The organism is Aeromonas sp. R2-4 (genome assembly GCF_040908365.1).
Lineage (GTDB): Bacteria > Pseudomonadota > Gammaproteobacteria > Enterobacterales > Aeromonadaceae > Aeromonas > Aeromonas veronii.
In genome coordinates, this window is sequence record NZ_JBFODO010000032.1 from 1 (window position 1) to 16,636 (window position 16,636).

17 protein-coding genes are annotated in these 16,636 nt (G+C 58.7%); 11 read left to right on the plus strand and 6 right to left on the minus strand.

Translation table 11 applies throughout. From position 1 onward, the window contains the following. Nucleotides 1-60 precede the first annotated feature (60 nt). A complete protein-coding gene (locus tag AB5Z05_RS13595; RefSeq protein WP_139429343.1) occupies nucleotides 61-966 on the minus strand; it encodes a TIGR01777 family oxidoreductase in 906 nt (301 codons plus the stop codon). A 253-nt stretch (nucleotides 967-1,219) separates the two neighbouring features. Between AB5Z05_RS13595 and AB5Z05_RS13600 the strand changes: the two genes are divergently transcribed. After that, on the plus strand, nucleotides 1,220-2,749 hold the full coding sequence (locus AB5Z05_RS13600; RefSeq protein ID WP_368151892.1) for an EAL domain-containing protein: 1,530 nt from the start codon (nucleotides 1,220-1,222) through the stop codon (nucleotides 2,747-2,749). Between the two features lie 71 nt (nucleotides 2,750-2,820). Here AB5Z05_RS13600 and AB5Z05_RS13605 read toward each other — a convergent pair whose 3' ends face one another. After that, nucleotides 2,821-4,002 carry a PLP-dependent aminotransferase family protein gene (locus tag AB5Z05_RS13605; protein ID WP_368151894.1) on the minus strand — a complete coding sequence of 394 codons (1,182 nt, stop codon included), beginning with the start codon at nucleotides 4,000-4,002 and terminating at the stop codon, nucleotides 2,821-2,823. Between the two features lie 350 nt (nucleotides 4,003-4,352). Here AB5Z05_RS13605 and trmB point away from each other — a divergent pair, with 350 nt between their 5' ends. From trmB to AB5Z05_RS13635, 6 genes are all read left to right on the plus strand, one after another. Next, complete coding sequence (trmB, locus tag AB5Z05_RS13610; RefSeq protein WP_005335228.1) at nucleotides 4,353-5,066, plus strand: tRNA (guanosine(46)-N7)-methyltransferase TrmB; 714 nt, start codon at nucleotides 4,353-4,355, stop codon at nucleotides 5,064-5,066. Between the two features lie 48 nt (nucleotides 5,067-5,114). Further along, nucleotides 5,115-5,447, plus strand: a complete 333-nt coding sequence (locus tag AB5Z05_RS13615; protein ID WP_033112740.1) for a YggL family protein — start codon at nucleotides 5,115-5,117, stop codon at nucleotides 5,445-5,447. 138 nt (nucleotides 5,448-5,585) lie between these two features. Beyond that, the gene (glsB, locus tag AB5Z05_RS13620; RefSeq protein ID WP_368151895.1) at nucleotides 5,586-6,506 is read left to right on the plus strand and encodes a glutaminase B; all 921 of its coding nucleotides are present in this window, start codon (nucleotides 5,586-5,588) and stop codon (nucleotides 6,504-6,506) included. A 29-nt stretch (nucleotides 6,507-6,535) separates the two neighbouring features. Next, complete coding sequence (locus AB5Z05_RS13625) at nucleotides 6,536-7,831, plus strand: sulfurtransferase (RefSeq protein ID WP_368151897.1); 1,296 nt, start codon at nucleotides 6,536-6,538, stop codon at nucleotides 7,829-7,831. Between the two features lie 203 nt (nucleotides 7,832-8,034). Continuing rightward, on the plus strand, nucleotides 8,035-8,244 hold the full coding sequence (locus AB5Z05_RS13630; protein WP_005335219.1) for a YgdI/YgdR family lipoprotein: 210 nt from the start codon (nucleotides 8,035-8,037) through the stop codon (nucleotides 8,242-8,244). 168 nt (nucleotides 8,245-8,412) lie between these two features. Further along, nucleotides 8,413-8,814, plus strand: coding sequence for a DUF2541 family protein (locus tag AB5Z05_RS13635; protein ID WP_005348146.1), 402 nt, complete (start codon nucleotides 8,413-8,415; stop codon nucleotides 8,812-8,814). Nucleotides 8,815-8,897: 83 nt separating this feature from the next. On the opposite strand, the gene mog is transcribed toward AB5Z05_RS13635, so the two are convergent. Next, the gene (gene mog / locus AB5Z05_RS13640) at nucleotides 8,898-9,428 is read right to left on the minus strand and encodes a molybdopterin adenylyltransferase (RefSeq protein ID WP_005354170.1); all 531 of its coding nucleotides are present in this window, start codon (nucleotides 9,426-9,428) and stop codon (nucleotides 8,898-8,900) included. 393 nt (nucleotides 9,429-9,821) lie between these two features. Here mog and AB5Z05_RS13645 point away from each other — a divergent pair, with 393 nt between their 5' ends. From AB5Z05_RS13645 to folA, 4 genes are all read left to right on the plus strand, one after another. After that, the gene (locus AB5Z05_RS13645; protein ID WP_224969569.1) at nucleotides 9,822-10,157 is read left to right on the plus strand and encodes a DUF3135 domain-containing protein; all 336 of its coding nucleotides are present in this window, start codon (nucleotides 9,822-9,824) and stop codon (nucleotides 10,155-10,157) included. 235 nt (nucleotides 10,158-10,392) lie between these two features. Beyond that, nucleotides 10,393-11,190, plus strand: a complete 798-nt coding sequence (locus tag AB5Z05_RS13650) for a threonine/serine exporter family protein (RefSeq protein WP_252656265.1) — start codon at nucleotides 10,393-10,395, stop codon at nucleotides 11,188-11,190. Next, nucleotides 11,187-11,654 (plus strand): threonine/serine exporter family protein, encoded by a 468-nt coding sequence (locus AB5Z05_RS13655; protein ID WP_026035076.1) that lies wholly within the window; start codon nucleotides 11,187-11,189, stop codon nucleotides 11,652-11,654. Before AB5Z05_RS13650 ends, AB5Z05_RS13655 begins: the two co-directional genes overlap by 4 nt. Before the next feature lie 18 nt (nucleotides 11,655-11,672). After that, nucleotides 11,673-12,164 carry a type 3 dihydrofolate reductase gene (gene folA, locus AB5Z05_RS13660; RefSeq protein ID WP_368151899.1) on the plus strand — a complete coding sequence of 164 codons (492 nt, stop codon included), beginning with the start codon at nucleotides 11,673-11,675 and terminating at the stop codon, nucleotides 12,162-12,164. Nucleotides 12,165-12,243: 79 nt separating this feature from the next. On the opposite strand, the gene AB5Z05_RS13665 is transcribed toward folA, so the two are convergent. From AB5Z05_RS13665 to AB5Z05_RS13675, 3 genes are read right to left on the minus strand one after another with little or no spacing between them, the layout of a single operon-like run. Beyond that, the gene (locus AB5Z05_RS13665) at nucleotides 12,244-13,038 is read right to left on the minus strand and encodes a phosphoadenylyl-sulfate reductase (protein WP_368151901.1); all 795 of its coding nucleotides are present in this window, start codon (nucleotides 13,036-13,038) and stop codon (nucleotides 12,244-12,246) included. Beyond that, on the minus strand, nucleotides 13,028-14,752 hold the full coding sequence (gene cysI, locus AB5Z05_RS13670; RefSeq protein WP_368151903.1) for an assimilatory sulfite reductase (NADPH) hemoprotein subunit: 1,725 nt from the start codon (nucleotides 14,750-14,752) through the stop codon (nucleotides 13,028-13,030). Before cysI ends, AB5Z05_RS13665 begins: the two co-directional genes overlap by 11 nt. Then, nucleotides 14,752-16,542, minus strand: coding sequence for an assimilatory sulfite reductase (NADPH) flavoprotein subunit (locus AB5Z05_RS13675; protein WP_368151932.1), 1,791 nt, complete (start codon nucleotides 16,540-16,542; stop codon nucleotides 14,752-14,754). The genes cysI and AB5Z05_RS13675 overlap by 1 nt, the downstream gene beginning before the upstream one ends. Nucleotides 16,543-16,636 lie beyond the last annotated feature (94 nt).

The window sequence follows — 16,636 nt, forward strand, 5'->3', positions numbered from 1 at the left end:
ATTGGCCGGGCTGCTTGCTATGTGAGGTGCTGACGAGCGGAGGCTGCGAGCGGGTGTGAGTTAGCGGGGCTCGCGCAGCAGATTGGTGAGGGCGCTCGACAGCTCGGGATAGCTGAAGTGAAAACCGGCCTGTTGCAGCCGTGCTGGTATCACCTTTTGTCCGGTCAGCAGCAGATCGGCCGCTTCACCCATCACCAGTTGCAGCAGGGGGGCTGGCACGAAAAAGAGGTGCGGGCGGTGCAGCGTGGTGGCAAGGGTCTGGCTGAACTCCCGGTTGCTGACCGGATGGGGCGCAGTGCCGTTGAAGATGCCGCTGCACTCTTCGTGATCCAGCAAGAACAGCATGGCGCGCACCAGATCCTGCACATGGATCCAGCTCATCATCTGGCTGCCTGACCCCATGGGGCCGCCGAGTCCGAGTCGGTAGGGAGGGAGCATTTTGGGCAGGGCGCCGCCATCCATGCCAAGCACCAGCCCGATCCGCACGATACAGACCCGGGTTTGGCGGCTCTGGGCTTCCTGCGCCAGGGTCTCCCACTGCTGGCAGAGCTGGTGGGTAAACTCGTCGTTGGGAGAGCGGCACTGCTCGTCGAGGGTTTCGGTGCCCTGTCTGCCATACCAGCCGATGGCGGAGGCGTTGATCAGCACCTTGGGCGGCGTGCTGGATAGCTTGATGAGATCTACCAGCTGCTCGGTCAGTAGCCAGCGGCTATCGCAGAGCAGCTGTTTGCGCGACTCGCTCCAGCGTCCGGCGGCGATAGGTTCACCGGCCAGATTGATCACCGCATCCACGTCATTGAGGTCATCAAGCCGGTCGAGGTTATCCAATACCTTGATATCGTGGCCGAGCAGGGAGTAAGCGCGGCTCCCCTGCCTGCTCAATACCACGACCTCGTGATTGACCTTGAGATGGGCAACCAGCTTGCGGCCGATAAAGCCGGTCCCTCCGGTAATAAGAATCTTCATCGCTGCACGCTCCTGCTGCCGTTTGCTCTACTCTAATGGCGTCGTCCTCCTGCAACAAGTGGACGAGTTTGGCATGTTTTATTCACTCGACTGGTTTTAACTCTATCCTCTTCTTACGACATATTGTTGAACAATAGTTTGAATTGATTGATTTTTGTTGGGTGGAGATTTGTTGATCAATCGCTATTATGGCGACCCTTTTCGCCTGTCCACCGAGGCTGTCACCCATCATCCGAGCATCAAAGAGGCCGCCATGCCATTTCGTCGTTTGAAACTTCGCCAGCTTTACTCGAGGATTCTGTTGGCGCTGCTGATGGGGGGCGGGATCCTGCTGCTGGGGGTTGTTGCCGTTATCTGGCAGACGGTGACGGAGATAGAGCGTGATGCCGATTCACGGTTGCAGCATGCCCGTATGATGTTTGATCGCTCCATCGGCCATGCCCGGCAGGCGGCCATCAATGTGGAGGGGATGCTTGGTCACTCCTGCAAGGAGGCGGCACAACTGCTGCGCGAACAGGTGGCCACTGTGCCCGATGTCCGTTCCGCCAATCTGGCTGTCGGCAGCCACATCTACTGCACCTCGCTCTATGGTGACTACGATGGCCCCTTCAATCCTGACAGTTATGTGGATGGCAGGCTGCAACTGTTGCCAGGCAATGAGGTCACACCGGATCGCCCCTTGATCGTGCTGCGTCATGAAACGGACAAGGGGAGTGTGCTGATCGGTGTAGATGGCTACTACCTGCGCAATACCCTGGAGATCTCCAGCAAGAACTCCCCGATGGCTCTGGTGGTGGGGCAGAGGGCTCTGTTTGGAGCAGGTCAGGTCGGGGCGGCGCCCTCTCCGACAGAAGAGGGTTATATTGCCCTCGCTTCGGCCGATTTCCCCTATCAGGTCGTCACCCGGGTCACGGTGCATGACTACTGGAGTCACGCATGGCGCTACTCCAGATATACCTTGTTCCTCTCTCCGCTGCTGGCGCTGCTGATTGGATTCGGCACCTTCAGGCTGATGGGGCGTAGCAGCTCACCAGCGGAGGAGCTCAAGCGGGCGTTGATCGAAGAGGAGTTTATCCCCTACCTGCAGCCGGTGGTCTCCGGTGAGGATGAGCAGTGGCGTGGCTGTGAGGTGCTGATGCGCTGGCAGCATCCCAAGCAGGGGATGATCTCGCCGGATCGCTTTATTCCGCTGGCGGAAGATAGCGGGCTGATCGTGCCTATGACCAGCCTGTTGATGGCGCAGGTGCGCGACCACTTCTCCCCTTATGCCCGCAAGTTGCCGGCCAAGTTCCATTTTTGCTTCAATATCAGCGCCAAACACTTTCAAGATCTCGACCTGTTGACTGACTGCAAGGCGTTTCTCGACGCGTTTAAGGACAATCCCGTTGATTTGGGGCTGGAGCTGACCGAGCGGGAGCTGCTGGTGGCCGATGAGACAACCGCTCAGATGTTTGCCGAATTGCGCAAACTGGGCGTGTTGATCTCTATCGATGATTTTGGCACCGGTCACTCCAGTCTCACCTATCTGCAACAGTTTCAGGTCGATGCACTCAAGATTGACCGGAGCTTTGTGGAGATGATCGGCACGGATGCACTCTCCAGCCATATCGTTGAAAACGTGATTGATCTGGCGAAGCGACTTGAATTGATCCTGATCGCGGAGGGGGTCGAGAAGCAGTCGCAGGCGGACTACCTGCGGGCTCGCCACGTTGACTATCTGCAAGGTTATCGTTACAGCCGCCCCATCCCGATGAAGCAGTTTTGCAAGACCCTGTTTGGCTGAACGGTTGAATGGAGAGCATAAAAAAACCAGCGATCGCCGCTGGTTTTTTGTTGGTACCGTTTGTCTGACGATCAGAGCATGCGCTGGAGGGCGCGAGCCAGCCGCTTGACCCCCTCCTCAATGGTCGCTTCATCGACGCAGGAGAAGCTCAGGCGCAGGGTGTTCTGAATTTCGGGTCGCACATAGAAGGGGGCGCCCGGCACGAAGGCCACCTTCTCCTTGATCGCCTCGTCAAACAGCGCCATGGCACTGATGTGGGCTGGCAGAGTCAGCCAGAGGAACATGCCCCCTTCCGGTCGGGTGTAGCTGACGCCGGGCGGGCAGTGACGAGTCAGGGCGGCTTCCATGGCGGCGCGCTGACGGCCATAGACCTCCTTGATCTTCTCCAGATGGGTATCGAGGGAGTTATCCATCAGGAAGCGGTGCAGCACCTGCTGGCTGAAGGCGTTGCTGTGCAGGTCGGTCGCCTGTTTGGCGATGGTCACCTTCTTGCGCAGCCAGTCCGGCATCACCATCCAGCCCAGACGGAAGGCAGGCACCACGGTTTTCGAGAAAGAGCCGAGCAGCACGGTATTGTTTGGCGCCAGCTTGGCAATCGGGGGCAGATGCTCCCCTTCGAAACGCAGCTCGCCGTAGGGGTCGTCTTCCACCATCAGGAGCTCGTGGCGCACCAGCCGCTCCGCCAGCGCCTCGCGGTTGGCTCGGTTGTAGGAGACGCCGCTCGGGTTCTGGAAGTTGGGCACGCCGTAGAGCAGCTTGGCATTGGATCCGCTTGCCAACAGCGCATCCAGCGCCGCCAGATCCAGCCCGGCTTCGCCGAGAGTAATTGGCTTGAAGGTGGGCTGGTAGACAGAGAAAGCCTGAATGGCGCCAAGGTAACCCGGCTCTTCAATGATGAGATCCTGCCCCTCGTCGATCAGCACCTTGCCCAGCAGATCCAGCGCCTGCTGGGAGCCGCTGGTGATCAGGATGTTGTCCGGATTGACCTGCATGCCGTGGCGGACCAGATAGCGGTCGGCAATATATTGGCGCAGCGGGGCATACCCTTCGGTCGCCGCATATTGCAGGGCGGCAGCCCCTTGCTCGCGCAGTACATCCTGACAGGCCTGATCGATCGCCTTGACCGGGAACAGGTGGGGATTGGGCAGGCCACCGGCGAAGGAGATGATCTCCGGATTGGCGGCAACTTTGAGGATTTCACGGATAAAGGAAGGCTCGACCTTCTCGAAGCGCTGGGCAAAAAACGGCTGCATAGGCAATTCTCTCGGCATGTGGGCGGTCGCTCCATTCGACCGCCAGGTTATCCGTTTGTATCAGATTTCAGAAATGAGGCAATGATTGTCACAAAAATCGCTAAAAAAGGGCTGGATTGGCTCTACTGCGGATTATATTGGGCGGTTAGTCGGAGTAGTGATGCCAGTGAGGGGGCAGGGGAGCTGCTGGCTGGAATATTTGTTGCTCGAAACACTTGCGCCTTGGGCCCATCTTGGGATAATTCGCTCCCCTGTTTTTGCGGTGCGATGAAATAGCGGGCCGCAAGCGATCCCCCGGCGGGATCGGACACCAGATGTATTACCCGGATTGATGAAATAACGAGACCATTATGCCTGTGACCCAAGATGTATTTAACGAAGACGGCAAGTTCATGCGCAAGATCCGCAGCTTTGTCCGTCGCGAAGGCCGCCTGACCAAAGGGCAGGAGAAGGCCCTGGAAGAGCTCTGGCCGGTCATGGGCATCGATTTCGAGCCAAAGCAACTCGATCTGGTCGCACTGTTTGGCCGTGAAGCACCTGTGGTGCTGGAGATCGGCTTTGGCATGGGCGCCTCTCTGGTCGAGATGGCCAAGAATGCCCCCGAGAAGAACTTCATCGGCATCGAAGTACACTCCCCGGGCGTGGGCGCCTGTCTGGGTACCGCTCAGGAAGCGGGGGTCACCAATCTGAAGGTGATTTGCCACGATGCGGTCGAGGTGCTGGAGCACATGATCCCGAACGGTTCACTCTCCTGCCTGCAGCTTTTCTTCCCGGATCCCTGGCACAAGAGCCGTCACCACAAGCGCCGCATCGTGCAGCCGGCCTTTGCTCAGGACATTCGCCAGAAGCTGGCCATCGGTGGCGTGTTCCACATGGCCACCGACTGGGAAAACTATGCCGAGCACATGCTGGAAGTGATGAGCGCCGCCGAGGGTTACGAGAACACCTCAGCCACCGGCAACTGGGTGCCGCGCCCTGACTGGCGTCCGCTGACCAAATTCGAACAACGTGGCCATCGTCTGGGGCACGGGGTTTGGGATCTGATTTTCAAGCGTGTCAGCTAAGCTGGCACGTCAACACACCTAGCGTATCAACTAACTTGAGGAGCTATCATGGCCAATCGTAGCCGCCGCCTGCGCAAGAAACTGCGCGTCGATGAATTCCAGGAAATGGGTTTCGACATCAGTTTCAACTTCCCGGTCGGCACTGCCGAAGAGACCATCGATGCCGTAGTCGATGCGATGATCGATGAAGTGATCGAGCCCCGCAAACTGGCTTTCGCCGGTTCCGGCCACCTGGCCTGGGAAGGGATGATCTGCACCCAGCAGCTGGGCAAGTGCAGCGAAGAAGACCGTGCCGCCGTCAAATCCTGGCTGGAAGGCAAGGGGATGGAAGCTGTCGTGGTCACCGAACTGTTCGACCTCTGGTACGGCGAACCCGCCTGATACCAGACTCGCTGTGGCAGGCGAGCCGGTGTCGACTGCCTGCCGCAGTCAGATAGACAAATCCCGCCACTGGCGGGATTTTTGTCAGTGGGGATGGGATCTCCACCGCTGTTTTAGTCATGGAATCGCTTATTGCTTATGGTGTTGTCATCCGAATTACTGGCCAGCATTCTGGAAGAGGTGCGCCCGCTGCTGGGGCACGGCAAGGTGGCCGACTATATTCCTGCGCTGGCGCAGGTGCCGGCCGACCGGCTTGGTATCGCAGTCTGTACCGTCGAGGGGGAGCTGTTCACCGCCGGTGACGCTTTTGAACCCTTCTCCATCCAGAGTATCTCCAAGGCCCTGAGCCTGACCCTGGCACTCACTCTCTATCAGGAGGAGGAGATCTGGGCCCGGGTTGGCAAGGAGCCCTCCGGCCAGCCCTTCAACTCGCTGGTTCAGCTCGAGTTCGAGCAGGGGATCCCCCGCAACCCCTTTATCAATGCCGGGGCGCTGGTGGTGAGCGATCTGCTGGAGACCCGCCTCACTGCGCCGCGTCAACGTACCCTTGAGCTTGTGCGCCGCCTTTCCGGCAATCCGGCCATCATGGCGGATCAGGTGGTCGCCCGCTCCGAATATCAGCACTCTGCCCGCAACGCCGCCATCGCCTATCTGATGAAGGCCTATGGCAACTTCGAAAACGAAGTGGACAAGGTGCTGCAAAGCTACTTCAATGCCTGTGCCATCCGCATGAGCTGCGTCGATCTGGCGCGGGCATTCATCTATCTGGCCAACCGTGGTGTGCCACTGGGCGAGAGCGTGCCGCTGCTGCCTGCTCGCACTACCAAACAGGTCAACGCCCTGCTCGCCACCTGCGGCCTCTATGACGAGGCGGGCGATTTTGCCTATCGGGTCGGCATGCCGGGCAAATCGGGTGTCGGCGGCGGTATCATTGCCCTGATCCCGGGCGAGCTCTGCGTCTGTGTCTGGTCGCCCGAGCTCAACAAAGCTGGCAACTCGCTGGCGGGCACGGCGGCGCTGGAGCTGCTGGCCGAGCGGCTGGGTCGCTCCATTTTTTAACCTTGTTCACTATGAATCGAGAAATCACCATGAAACGACATCTTCGCTTCCTGCAGGCCGTGCTGGCGACCTTACTGCTCTGGTGTGCCCTGCCCGCCGTGGCAGGGGAGTTGCCACCGCTCTCGCTGGCCGATGCCAAGGCCAAACAGGCTGTCATCCTGGATACCCGCGCCAGCTACTTCTATCAGGGGTGGCCGATGGAAGGGGAGAAGCAGGGCGGCCATGTGGCGGGCGCCGAGAACCTCTCTGCCGAGTGGAAATACAGCGATGAAGAGTGGCCAAAGGCGCTCGAGATCAAGGGGCTGAAGGCCGATCGTCCGGTTGCCCTCTACGGCGCGTCCCGCGAAGTGGCCGAGGTGGCACGTCTGCTGCGCAAGCAGGGGATCAAGCAGCTGTTCGAGCTGCAAGGGTGGCAAGCCGCACCGCGCGAGTCGCTGGCACGCTGGCAGCAGCTGGTCTATCCGCGCTGGTTGGCGGATCTGCAAGAGGGCAAGTCGGTTGCCGCGGCGCCCAAGGGTGACTGGAAGCTGTTTGAAGTGGATTGGGGTTCACCCAAGGCCTACCTCATCAGCCACATCCCGGGGGCCGGTTATATCGATACCAACAGCCTCGAAGAGGAGCCGCTGTGGAACAAGGTCTCTGACGAAGCGCTCAAGAAGCTGTTGCTGGATAATGGCATCCGTCACGACACCACCGTTATCCTCTATGGTCGCAACACCATGGCGGCTGCCCGTGCCGCGCACCTGATGATGTATGCGGGGGTGGAAGATGTGCGCCTGCTGGACGGTGGTCTGGATGCCTGGTTTATCCAGCACCTGCGCACCGAAACCGGTCTGCCCAACAAATATGAGCCGGTGAAGGAGTTTGGCGTGGCCATTCCCGCTCACCCCGAGTACTACACCACGCTAAGTCAGGCGAAAGAGCTGCTCAAGCAGCCCGATAGCGCGCTGGTCAGTGTGCGTACCTGGGACGAGTTTGTCGGCAACACCTCAGGTTACAGCTACATCAAGCCGAAGGGCGATATCCCGGGGGCCAAATGGGGTCATGGTGGCGTCGATGCCAACAGCATGAGCGACTTCCACAACCCGGACGGCACCATGAAGCCGGCCCGAGAGATCCTCGCCATGTGGGACCAGTGGAACATCGAGCCAACCCAGCAGGCTGCGTTCTACTGCGGTACCGGCTGGCGCGCCTCCGAGGCCTTTTTCTACGCCTGGCTGATGGACTGGAAACAGATCAGCGTCTACGACGGCGGTTGGTACGAGTGGAGCATGGATCCCAAGAACCCGACCGTGACCGGTGAGCGTCAGCCAGCCAAGTCATGATTGCGCGCTGGCGCTGAAAAGAAGAGGCCGGACAGAGATGTCCGGCCTTTTTCATTGCGCTCGCCACCCGGCCAGATAGCGAGGCTAAGTCGCTGATTATTGACGGCGATCCCGCTTTGCTCATCGCGTCATCCCGTGCCGTGCGATTGAACTAGGCTTCAAGAAACATCCTCGTGGTGAGGATGATCGCAGAAGAGGCCGCAATGAAAAAACTGATGATGATCCTGGTGTGCGCCCTGGGGCTGGTGGCATGCAGCTCCCAATACATCATGAGCACCAAGGATGGCAAGATGATCACCACAGAGAGCAAGCCCAAGCTGGACGAGAGTACCGGCATGTATCGCTATTACGATCATGAAGGGCGCGAGGTGATGATCAAGAAAGATGACGTGACCCAAATCATGGAGCGCTAAGCGCTCTCTTGCCGCAAGGGCCGCTATCTGCGGCTCTTCTCATTTTTACCGAAAATTCGCGCTTTTTTCTCGGATTTTCCAAGCACATTTGCAGCAAATTCAGCCGTGATACAGCTTCCGTTATGGTTTAACCCTTATCATCACACTCCATTTTTTATTGGAGGTGTTATGTCCTTGATGTCTATCTGGAATTCCCGTTTTTCTGCACGCAGCTTGCTGGGTGGAGTCTTGCTGGTGGTGGCGTCAGCCAGCCATGCCGGTGACGATCAGTTCACGCTGGGGCGGACTATTTTACTGGGAGCCGGTGATCATGGTGCGACAATTCCTTTGGTGATTTGCCGTCAGACCAAATATATCAAGGTGAAGGCGGAGCGTGATTTGACCCTGGATCGGGTGGTGGTGACCTATGGTGGTGATCGTACCAAGACCATTCGTTTCGATCGGGAAATGAGCAGTGATAAAGAGACCGAGTGGAAATCACTGGGCTCGCGCCGTTGTGTGAAAAAAATCGAAGTGTACGGTAATTCAGAGCGCAGCAAAGCGGGCGTAAAAGTATTCGGCCGCAAATAATCGATGCATTTTGTCTGCACGAACAGATGAGCTAAAAATAATGGCGAGCCGTGGCTCGCCATTATTTTTTATGGTCGGCTTTGCTATTTTTTCGGCCGAAATGGCTTGATGACAGTTTCATCGCACTCAAGATACGGCCCTTCCATCAAATCGATACAGTAGGGGATGGCGGGGAAGACTGCATCCAGACACTCGCGGATCGATTTGGGCTTGCCCGGCAGATTGACGATCAGGGTGTCGTCGCGCAGTCCGGCTGTCTGGCGCGACAGAATGGCGGTCGGCACAAACTTGAGGGATTCGGCCCGCATCAGCTCGCCAAAGCCCGGCATCATGCGATCACATACCGCCTCGGTCGCTTCCGGCGTGACATCCCGCTTGGCCGGGCCGGTGCCGCCTGTGGTGACGATGAGACAACACTGCTCTTCATCCGCCAGCCGGATCAGGGTCGCTTCAATCTGATCCTGTTCATCGGGGATCACCTGATAGACAGGTTCCCACTCCGAGGTCAGATAGGCGTTCAGGGTGTCGATGATGGCCTTGCCGGAGAGGTCTTCATAGATACCCGCGCTGGCGCGATCGCTGACGGTGACGATACCGATTTTTGCCTTGCTCATGGTCTGCTCTTGAATGTCCGATAAAAGTGGCAATTAAAATAACATAATCAGTGAGATATGTTAAACCGTCAGGAGATGACGCGGGTCGGTGAGGGAAGAACAAAGTGTCGAATGAAGCAAAATAAGGCCCCCCGGATTTTTATTTGCAATAAAAAACAGAAAATCACAACCTAAAATGTATAAGTGTTTTATCTCGCCTGACTTAAAAACAATCGCTTGTTTCCAAACACAATTAAAATAGATAGACACCCTCGTAGTGACCATTGTCCGGTTTAGTCGCCAGTGGATGGATTGAACCCTTTTTAGCCGCGTCGTATATACAGATTTATATGGCTGGGACGTGATGGTGTGGTACCGCAGTGTGTTGCCAGCAATAGTCGCCAAGGAGGGCATATGGAGTTGCCTGATTTTGACACCCTGAAGGAGTTGGCCGCGAGTGAGCCCTCCCGGCTGGATGCGATTCTGGAGCAGCAGATCGACCAGTTGATGGCCCGAGCGAGCCCCGATCAGCGGCGCCGTCTGCGCGGGTTGCAGTTCAAGATTGATGGTCAGCGCCGTCTGGCGAAAAACAATCTTGATAGCTGTATCCGGATTACCAACATGATGCGGGAATCTTTTTATTTGATGCGCAGCGAAATGAGCCAGTTCAGGGAAGAGGGGGACCCTCCGCCTGAAAGCGATGGCAGTGGTAAAATAATCCATCTGGCGGACTATCGACGTCGTAAATAATCTGCAATAACCCCCTTGGTTGATATTTCAGCCAAATCGGTGAGGCCATAATAAAGGGGATTCCTGGCGACCTGATTGTTATGGTTTTTAATGTTAGTCGTAATGTATTTGTGATGTAACCTCTTTTCTCTTTCTTGTAATAACTAATTAGTCAGGTTGTGATAGGGGTGGATGAATAACAGTAAAAGTTAGGCTAATATGGCCGAAATTTTTATTGCTACGACTCGAAGGGATTATGAGAAGTATCACACCAAGACGGGTGTTGTCGCGGGAGCAACAGACAGAGATCACCCGCATTATCGTCAAGGTGGGTCAGATGTTGGCCCAGTTCGGGGCGGAGAGCCGGATCATCGAGCAGACCACGGTGCGGTTGGGGATGGCGCTGGGGCTGGAGAGTGTCGAGATGGCCATCTCTTCCAGTGCCATCGTGCTCACCAGCCTCTATCAGGGGGGTTGCGTCACTACTACCCGGCGGGTGCGCGAACATGGCATCAATATGCAGGTGGTGTGCGAGATCCAGCGGATCTGCATCATGGCGGAAAAAGAGCTGATCGGTGCCCGTGAAGTGCGCCAGCGGCTCGAGGCCATCGTCCCCTTTCACTATCACCCCTGGCTGGTGGTCCCCATGGTGGGGCTCTCCTGTGGTGCCTTTAGCCTGCTGTTCGGCGGTGACTGGCCCATCTTCCTGGTGACCTGTTTCTCGTCTGCCGTGGCGATGCGGGGGCGCCAGCTGATGGCCCGCCATCACCATAGCCCGCTCATCAACTTTGCCGCCACCGGCTTTATTGCCACCTTGCTCTCCTCCAGCGCCACCTTTTTTAACTGGGGTGACCAGCCCTATCTCGCCATGGCGGCTAGCGTGCTGCTGCTGGTGCCGGGCTTTCCGCTGATCAATGCGGTCTCCGACATGGTGAAGGGCTACTTCAACATGGGGCTGGCCCGCTGGGGGACCGCGACCCTGCTGACCATCAGCGCCGCCATAGGTATCATTTTGGCCATGTCGGTCACCGGTATCTGGGGGTGGAAAGTATGATGGACTTACTCTGGCTACTGGCCAAGGATGCCTTCTGGTCCTCCATTCCGGCGGTGGGGTTTGCCATGCTGTTCAACGTGCCACCACGGATGCTGAAGTATTGCGCCATGGGCGGCGCGCTGGCCCACAGCCTGCGTACCTTGCTGATCCACTATGGTATGCCCATCGAGTGGGCGACGCTGGCGGCGGCGACCACGGTCGGCTTTGTCTGCGTCTACTGGTCTCGCCGTCTGCTGGCGCCGCGTCCGGTGTTCAGCGTTGCTTCCATCATTCCGATGATCCCGGGCAGTTATGCCTTCAAGACCATGATTGCGGTGGTGGAGCTCAACATCAACGGCGTGACCATGGAGTTGATCCAGAGTGCGGTGGAGAACGGCCTCAAGGCGCTCTTTATCGTCGGTGCCCTCAGTTTCGGTTTGGCGATCCCCTCTCTGGTCGTGTACCGTAACCGCCCCATAATCTGACAGACGGTGAGAGGCCCCATGAAGATTTCCATGATTGCCGCCATGGCCCACGACAGGGTGATCGGCAAGGACAACCAGATGCCCTGGCATCTGCCTGCCGATCTGGCTCACTTCAAGCGTGTCACCCTCGGTAAACCGGTATTGATGGGGCGCAAGACCTTCGAATCCATCGGTCGACCGCTGCCCGGACGGCGCAATCTGGTGATCAGCCGCAATCCCGGTTATCAGGCCGAGGGCATTGAGGTGGTGGGCTCCGTCGAGGCGGCGCTGGCTCTGTTGGCAGGCAGCTTGGTGGAGGAGTTGATGGTGATCGGTGGTGGTCATCTCTATGCCGAGATGTTGCCGAGTGCGGATTGCCTCTATCTGACGCAAATCGATCTGGCGGCGGAGGGAGATACCCGTTTCCCTGCTTTTGATGATGGCCAGTGGCAACGGATTGAGTGCGAGAGCCACCCTGCCGATGAGAAGAACCCGCACCCCTATAGCTTCGAGACCTGGCAGCGCCGCTGACGGACAAATGCTAATGGGCAAATAACAACAAGGGCATCTTCGGATGCCCTTGTTGTTCTGTTGGGTTTTCAAGACGGGATTAGATGCCTGAGCCGTCGTTCTCGCCATTTTCCTCGTGCAAACCGCACTCGCGCTTGAGGCCGAAGAAGCGGGTCTGCTCCTCGCTCATGCCCGGCTCCCACTTGGCGGTGGTGTGGATATCGCCCACCGAGAGATAACCCTGCTCCCACAGCGGGTGGTAGGGGAGGTCGAACTCCTTGAAGTAGTAGAAGACATCCTTGTTGCTCCAGTCGATCACCGGCAGGAACTTGAAGCGGCCGCGCTGGATGCCCAACACCGGCAGCTTGCCACGGCTGCCGGACTGCTCCCGGCGCAGGCCGGAGAACCAGGTCTGGGCCCCCAGCTCACGCAGGGCGCGGTCCATCGGCTCCACCTTGTTGAGCTGGTTGTAGCGGGTGATCCCCTCCACCCCCTGCTCCCACAGGAGACCGAAGCGAGCCTCCTGCCAGGCAGGGCTGAGCTCGGCCCGGTAGATCTTCAAGTTGAGCGCGAGGTGCTCGGTCAGCTCGTCGATGAAACGGTAGGTCTCGGGGAAGAGATAACCGGTATCGGTCAGCACTACCGGCACGTCGGCCCGCTCGCGGCTTACCAGATGGAGCATCAGTGCCGCCTGAATGCCGAAGCTGGATGAGAGCACATGCTCCCCCGGCAGATTGGCCAGGGCCCAGCGCACCCGCTCGGGGGCACTCATGGTATCCAGCTCCCGGTTGAGGGGCACCAGTGCCTCGACTTGCTCCTCACGGCCGAGGGCCAGCAATACCTGCAGGTCAAGGCGGCCATCTTCAGTGACATTAAGCGGCAGATTAAGCGGCATAGAAGTCCCTCGCAGAATCGATAACGGGGGCAATTACCCCAACCCGGATCACGAAGTCGCCGAAGCACTCACCCTGATTGCGCTCGGTGGCCCAGCGGCCGATCAGCGCGTCCAGTTCGGCCAGGATCTGCGGCTCGGTGATGTTCTCCTGATAGAGGCGCGGAATGCGGGTCCCCTCCAGATTGCCCCCCAGATGGAGGTTGTAGCGGCCGGGCGCCTTGCCCACCAGACCTACTTCCGCCAGCATGGCGCGGCCGCAGCCGTTGGGGCAACCGGTGACCCGGAAGATGATGGCGTCATCCGCCAGCCCATGTTTGGTGAGCAAGCCCTCGATGTCGGTGACAAACGCTGGCAGCATGCGCTCGGCCTCGGCCATCGCCAGCGGGCAGGTGGGCAGGGCCACACAAGCCATGGACTGCTTGCGCTGCTCGCTCACGCCATCATCCAGCAAGCCGTATTGGCGCGCCAGCCCTTCGATTCGGGCTTTCTCGCTGGCAGGCACCCCTGCGATGATCAGGTTCTGGTTGGCGGTCAGGCGAAAATCCCCCTGATGCACCTTGGCGATCTCCAGCATGCCGGTTTTGAGCGGCTTGCCCGGGAAGTCAAGCAGGCGGCCATTCTCGATAAACAGGGTGAGGTGGTGCTTGCCGTCGATCCCCTCGACCCAACCGAAGCGATCGCCACGGCTGGTGAACTCATAGGGACGAACCGGCCCGAACTGGATGCCGGCGCGGCTCTCCACCTCGGCCTTGAAGGCTTCGACGCCGACGCGCTCGAGGGTGTACTTGGTCTTGGCGTTCTTGCGGTTTACCCGGTTACCCCAGTCGCGCTGGGTGCTGACCACGGCGGCCGCCACCTCCAGCACGTGAGAGAGCGGAATAAAGCCAAAATCGCTCGCCTTGCGCGGATAGGTGCTGGTATCGCCGTGGGTCATGGCGAGGCCCCCGCCCACCAGCACGTTGAAGCCAACCAGTTTGCCACCTTCGGCAATGGCCACGAAGTTGAGATCGTTGGCGTGGATGTCCACGTCGTTGTGAGGCGGGATCACCACAGTGGTCTTGAATTTGCGCGGTAGGTAGTTGGAGCCCAGGATCGGCTCCTCGTCCTGCCCCAGTTTTTCACCGTCCAGCCAGATCTCCACGTAGGCGCGGGTCTTGGGCAGCAGGTGTTCGGAGATCTTCTTGGCCCACTCGTAGGCCTCTTGATGCAGCTCGGACTCCACCGGGTTGCTGGTGCAGAGCACGTTGCGGTTTACATCGCCAGCGGTGGCGATGGAATCGATGCCGGTGCTGTTGAGGGTCTGGTGCATCAGCTTGATGTCGCGCTTCAATACCCCGTGGAACTGGAAGGTCTGACGGGTGGTCAGGCGGATGCTGCCGTAGAGGCTGTGCTCTTCGGCGAACTTGTCGATGATCTGCCACTGGGCCGGGGTGATGATCCCACCCGGCAGGCGGGCACGCAGCATGACGTTGTGCAGCGGCTCCAGCTTCTGGGCAGCGCGCTCCGGGCGGATGTCGCGGTCATCCTGCTGGTACATGCCGTGAAAGCGGATCAGCTGGAAGTTGTCGCCGTTAAAGCCGCCGGTGAGCGGGTCCTGCAGATCCTGCTCAATGGTGCCGCGCAGGAAGTTGCTTTCGCGCTTGAGGCGCTCGTTGTCGGCCAGCGGCCCTTCGACTGGACCGGCTTTTTGTTGCAAGACAGGTTGTTTGCTCATCAATAGACATCCCTTTGATAACGTTTGGCACGACGCAATTCGCTCAAATACTCTTCTGCTTCCTCACGGCTCTTGTGGCCATGTTCGGCAATCACATCCAGCAGGGCCTCCTGCACATCCTTGGCCATCTTGTTGGCGTCGCCACACACATAGAAGTGAGCGCCTGCTTCCAGCCACTGGTAGAGCTCAAGCCCTGCCTCGCGCAGGCGGTCCTGCACATAAATCTTGTTGGCCTGATCCCGGCTGAAGGCCAAGGAGATCTTCGACAGCAGCCCCGATTTCACATAACGCTGCCACTCCACCTGATAGAGGAAATCCTGGGTAAAGTGGGGGTTGCCGAAGAAGAGCCAGTTCTTGCCTTCTGCGCCCTGAGCTTCCCGCTCCTGCATAAAGGCACGAAACGGGGCGATGCCGGTGCCCGGACCCACCATGATGACGGGGGTATCTGGGTTGGCAGGCAGGCGGAAGTTGTCGTTGTGCTCGACGAATACCCGCACCTCGCCATCCTCAATCAGCCGATCCGCCAGATAGGAGGAGGCGGCGCCAAAGCGCACTGTGCCGTCTGCCTGTGGATAGCGCACCACGCCGACGGTCAGGTGTACCTCCTCTTCCACTTCGCTCTGGGCGGAGGCGATGGAGTAGAGGCGCGGGGTGAGGGGACGTAGCAACCCGATCAGCTGCTCGGCCGTGAGGGCGGTCGGGAAGCGTTTCAGCACATCCACCACCTGAGCGGAGGCCACCAGTGCATTGACCTGGGCCTTGTCGCCAGCCAGATCTTTCAGCGCCGCATTATTCGATATGTCAGCGAGCCCTATGATAAAGCCGCCGTGCAGCCGGGTCAGTTCGAAGTGACTGGACAGGGCGGTGCGCAAGGTGCCGTGAGCCGTGGCTGCATCGCCGGAGAGGCCGGTCAGGGCCAGCACTTCATTAACCAGTTCTGCATCGTTGTCGAACCAGACTCCGAGGGCATCACCCGGTTGATAGGTGAGGCCGGAGTCGGCCAGATTGATCTCGATATGGCGGATATCCTTGGTGGAATCCCGGCCAGTGATCTTCTGATTGACCGACAGGCGGGCAGGGAAGGGGTTCTCCTTGCTGTACTGGCTGTGACCAACTGCCTGCTGCACCGCGCTGGCCACGCTGCTGCTGGTCGCTCCGGTGGAGAGCGTCGCGGCAATGGCATTGATGGCCTGCTCGCCCCAGCTCCTGGCGGCATCCTGATAATCCACATCGAGGCTGGCGAGTTCGTGAATGCGCTCGGCCCCCGCTTTGGTGAGGAAGTCGTCAAAATCTTTGCCGGTCTGGCAGAAAAATTCGTAGGAGCTGTCACCCAGCCCCAGCACGGCGAACTTGAGGCCCTCGAGTTTGCCGACTTTGCCTTTCTTCAGCTGGTCGTAGAGGTCGACGGCGCTCTCCGGCGGTTCACCCTCCCCGTAAGTGCTCACTACCACCAGCAGGAGGCTCTCTTTCTTGAGCTGCTTGGGTTTGTAGTCTGCCATCGACGCGAGGGTAACGGGTAGGCCACGGGCCTCGGCCTGCGCCTTGATGGTGCTGGCGACACCTTTGGCATTGCCGGTCTGCGAGCCGTAGAGAATGGTCAGGCTGCCGCTGGGCGCAGCCACGGCGGCGCTGGCAGCAACGTTCTGGTGACCGCTCTGGGAGAGGCCGTAGAGATAACCGCTCACCCAGGCCAGTTGTTGGGTATTGAGGGTCGAGATTACCTGACCCAGCTGACGTTGCTGCTCGTCAGAGAGGGGGGAGAGGTTGAATGGGGAATCCTTCAATTGCATCACACGCGTCTTCCATGGTCTGATTTTTGGCCAGATTAAAGGGCGTGTTGGATAACAACAAAGAATAAAAATATCTTCTTTATTCCATTATTGA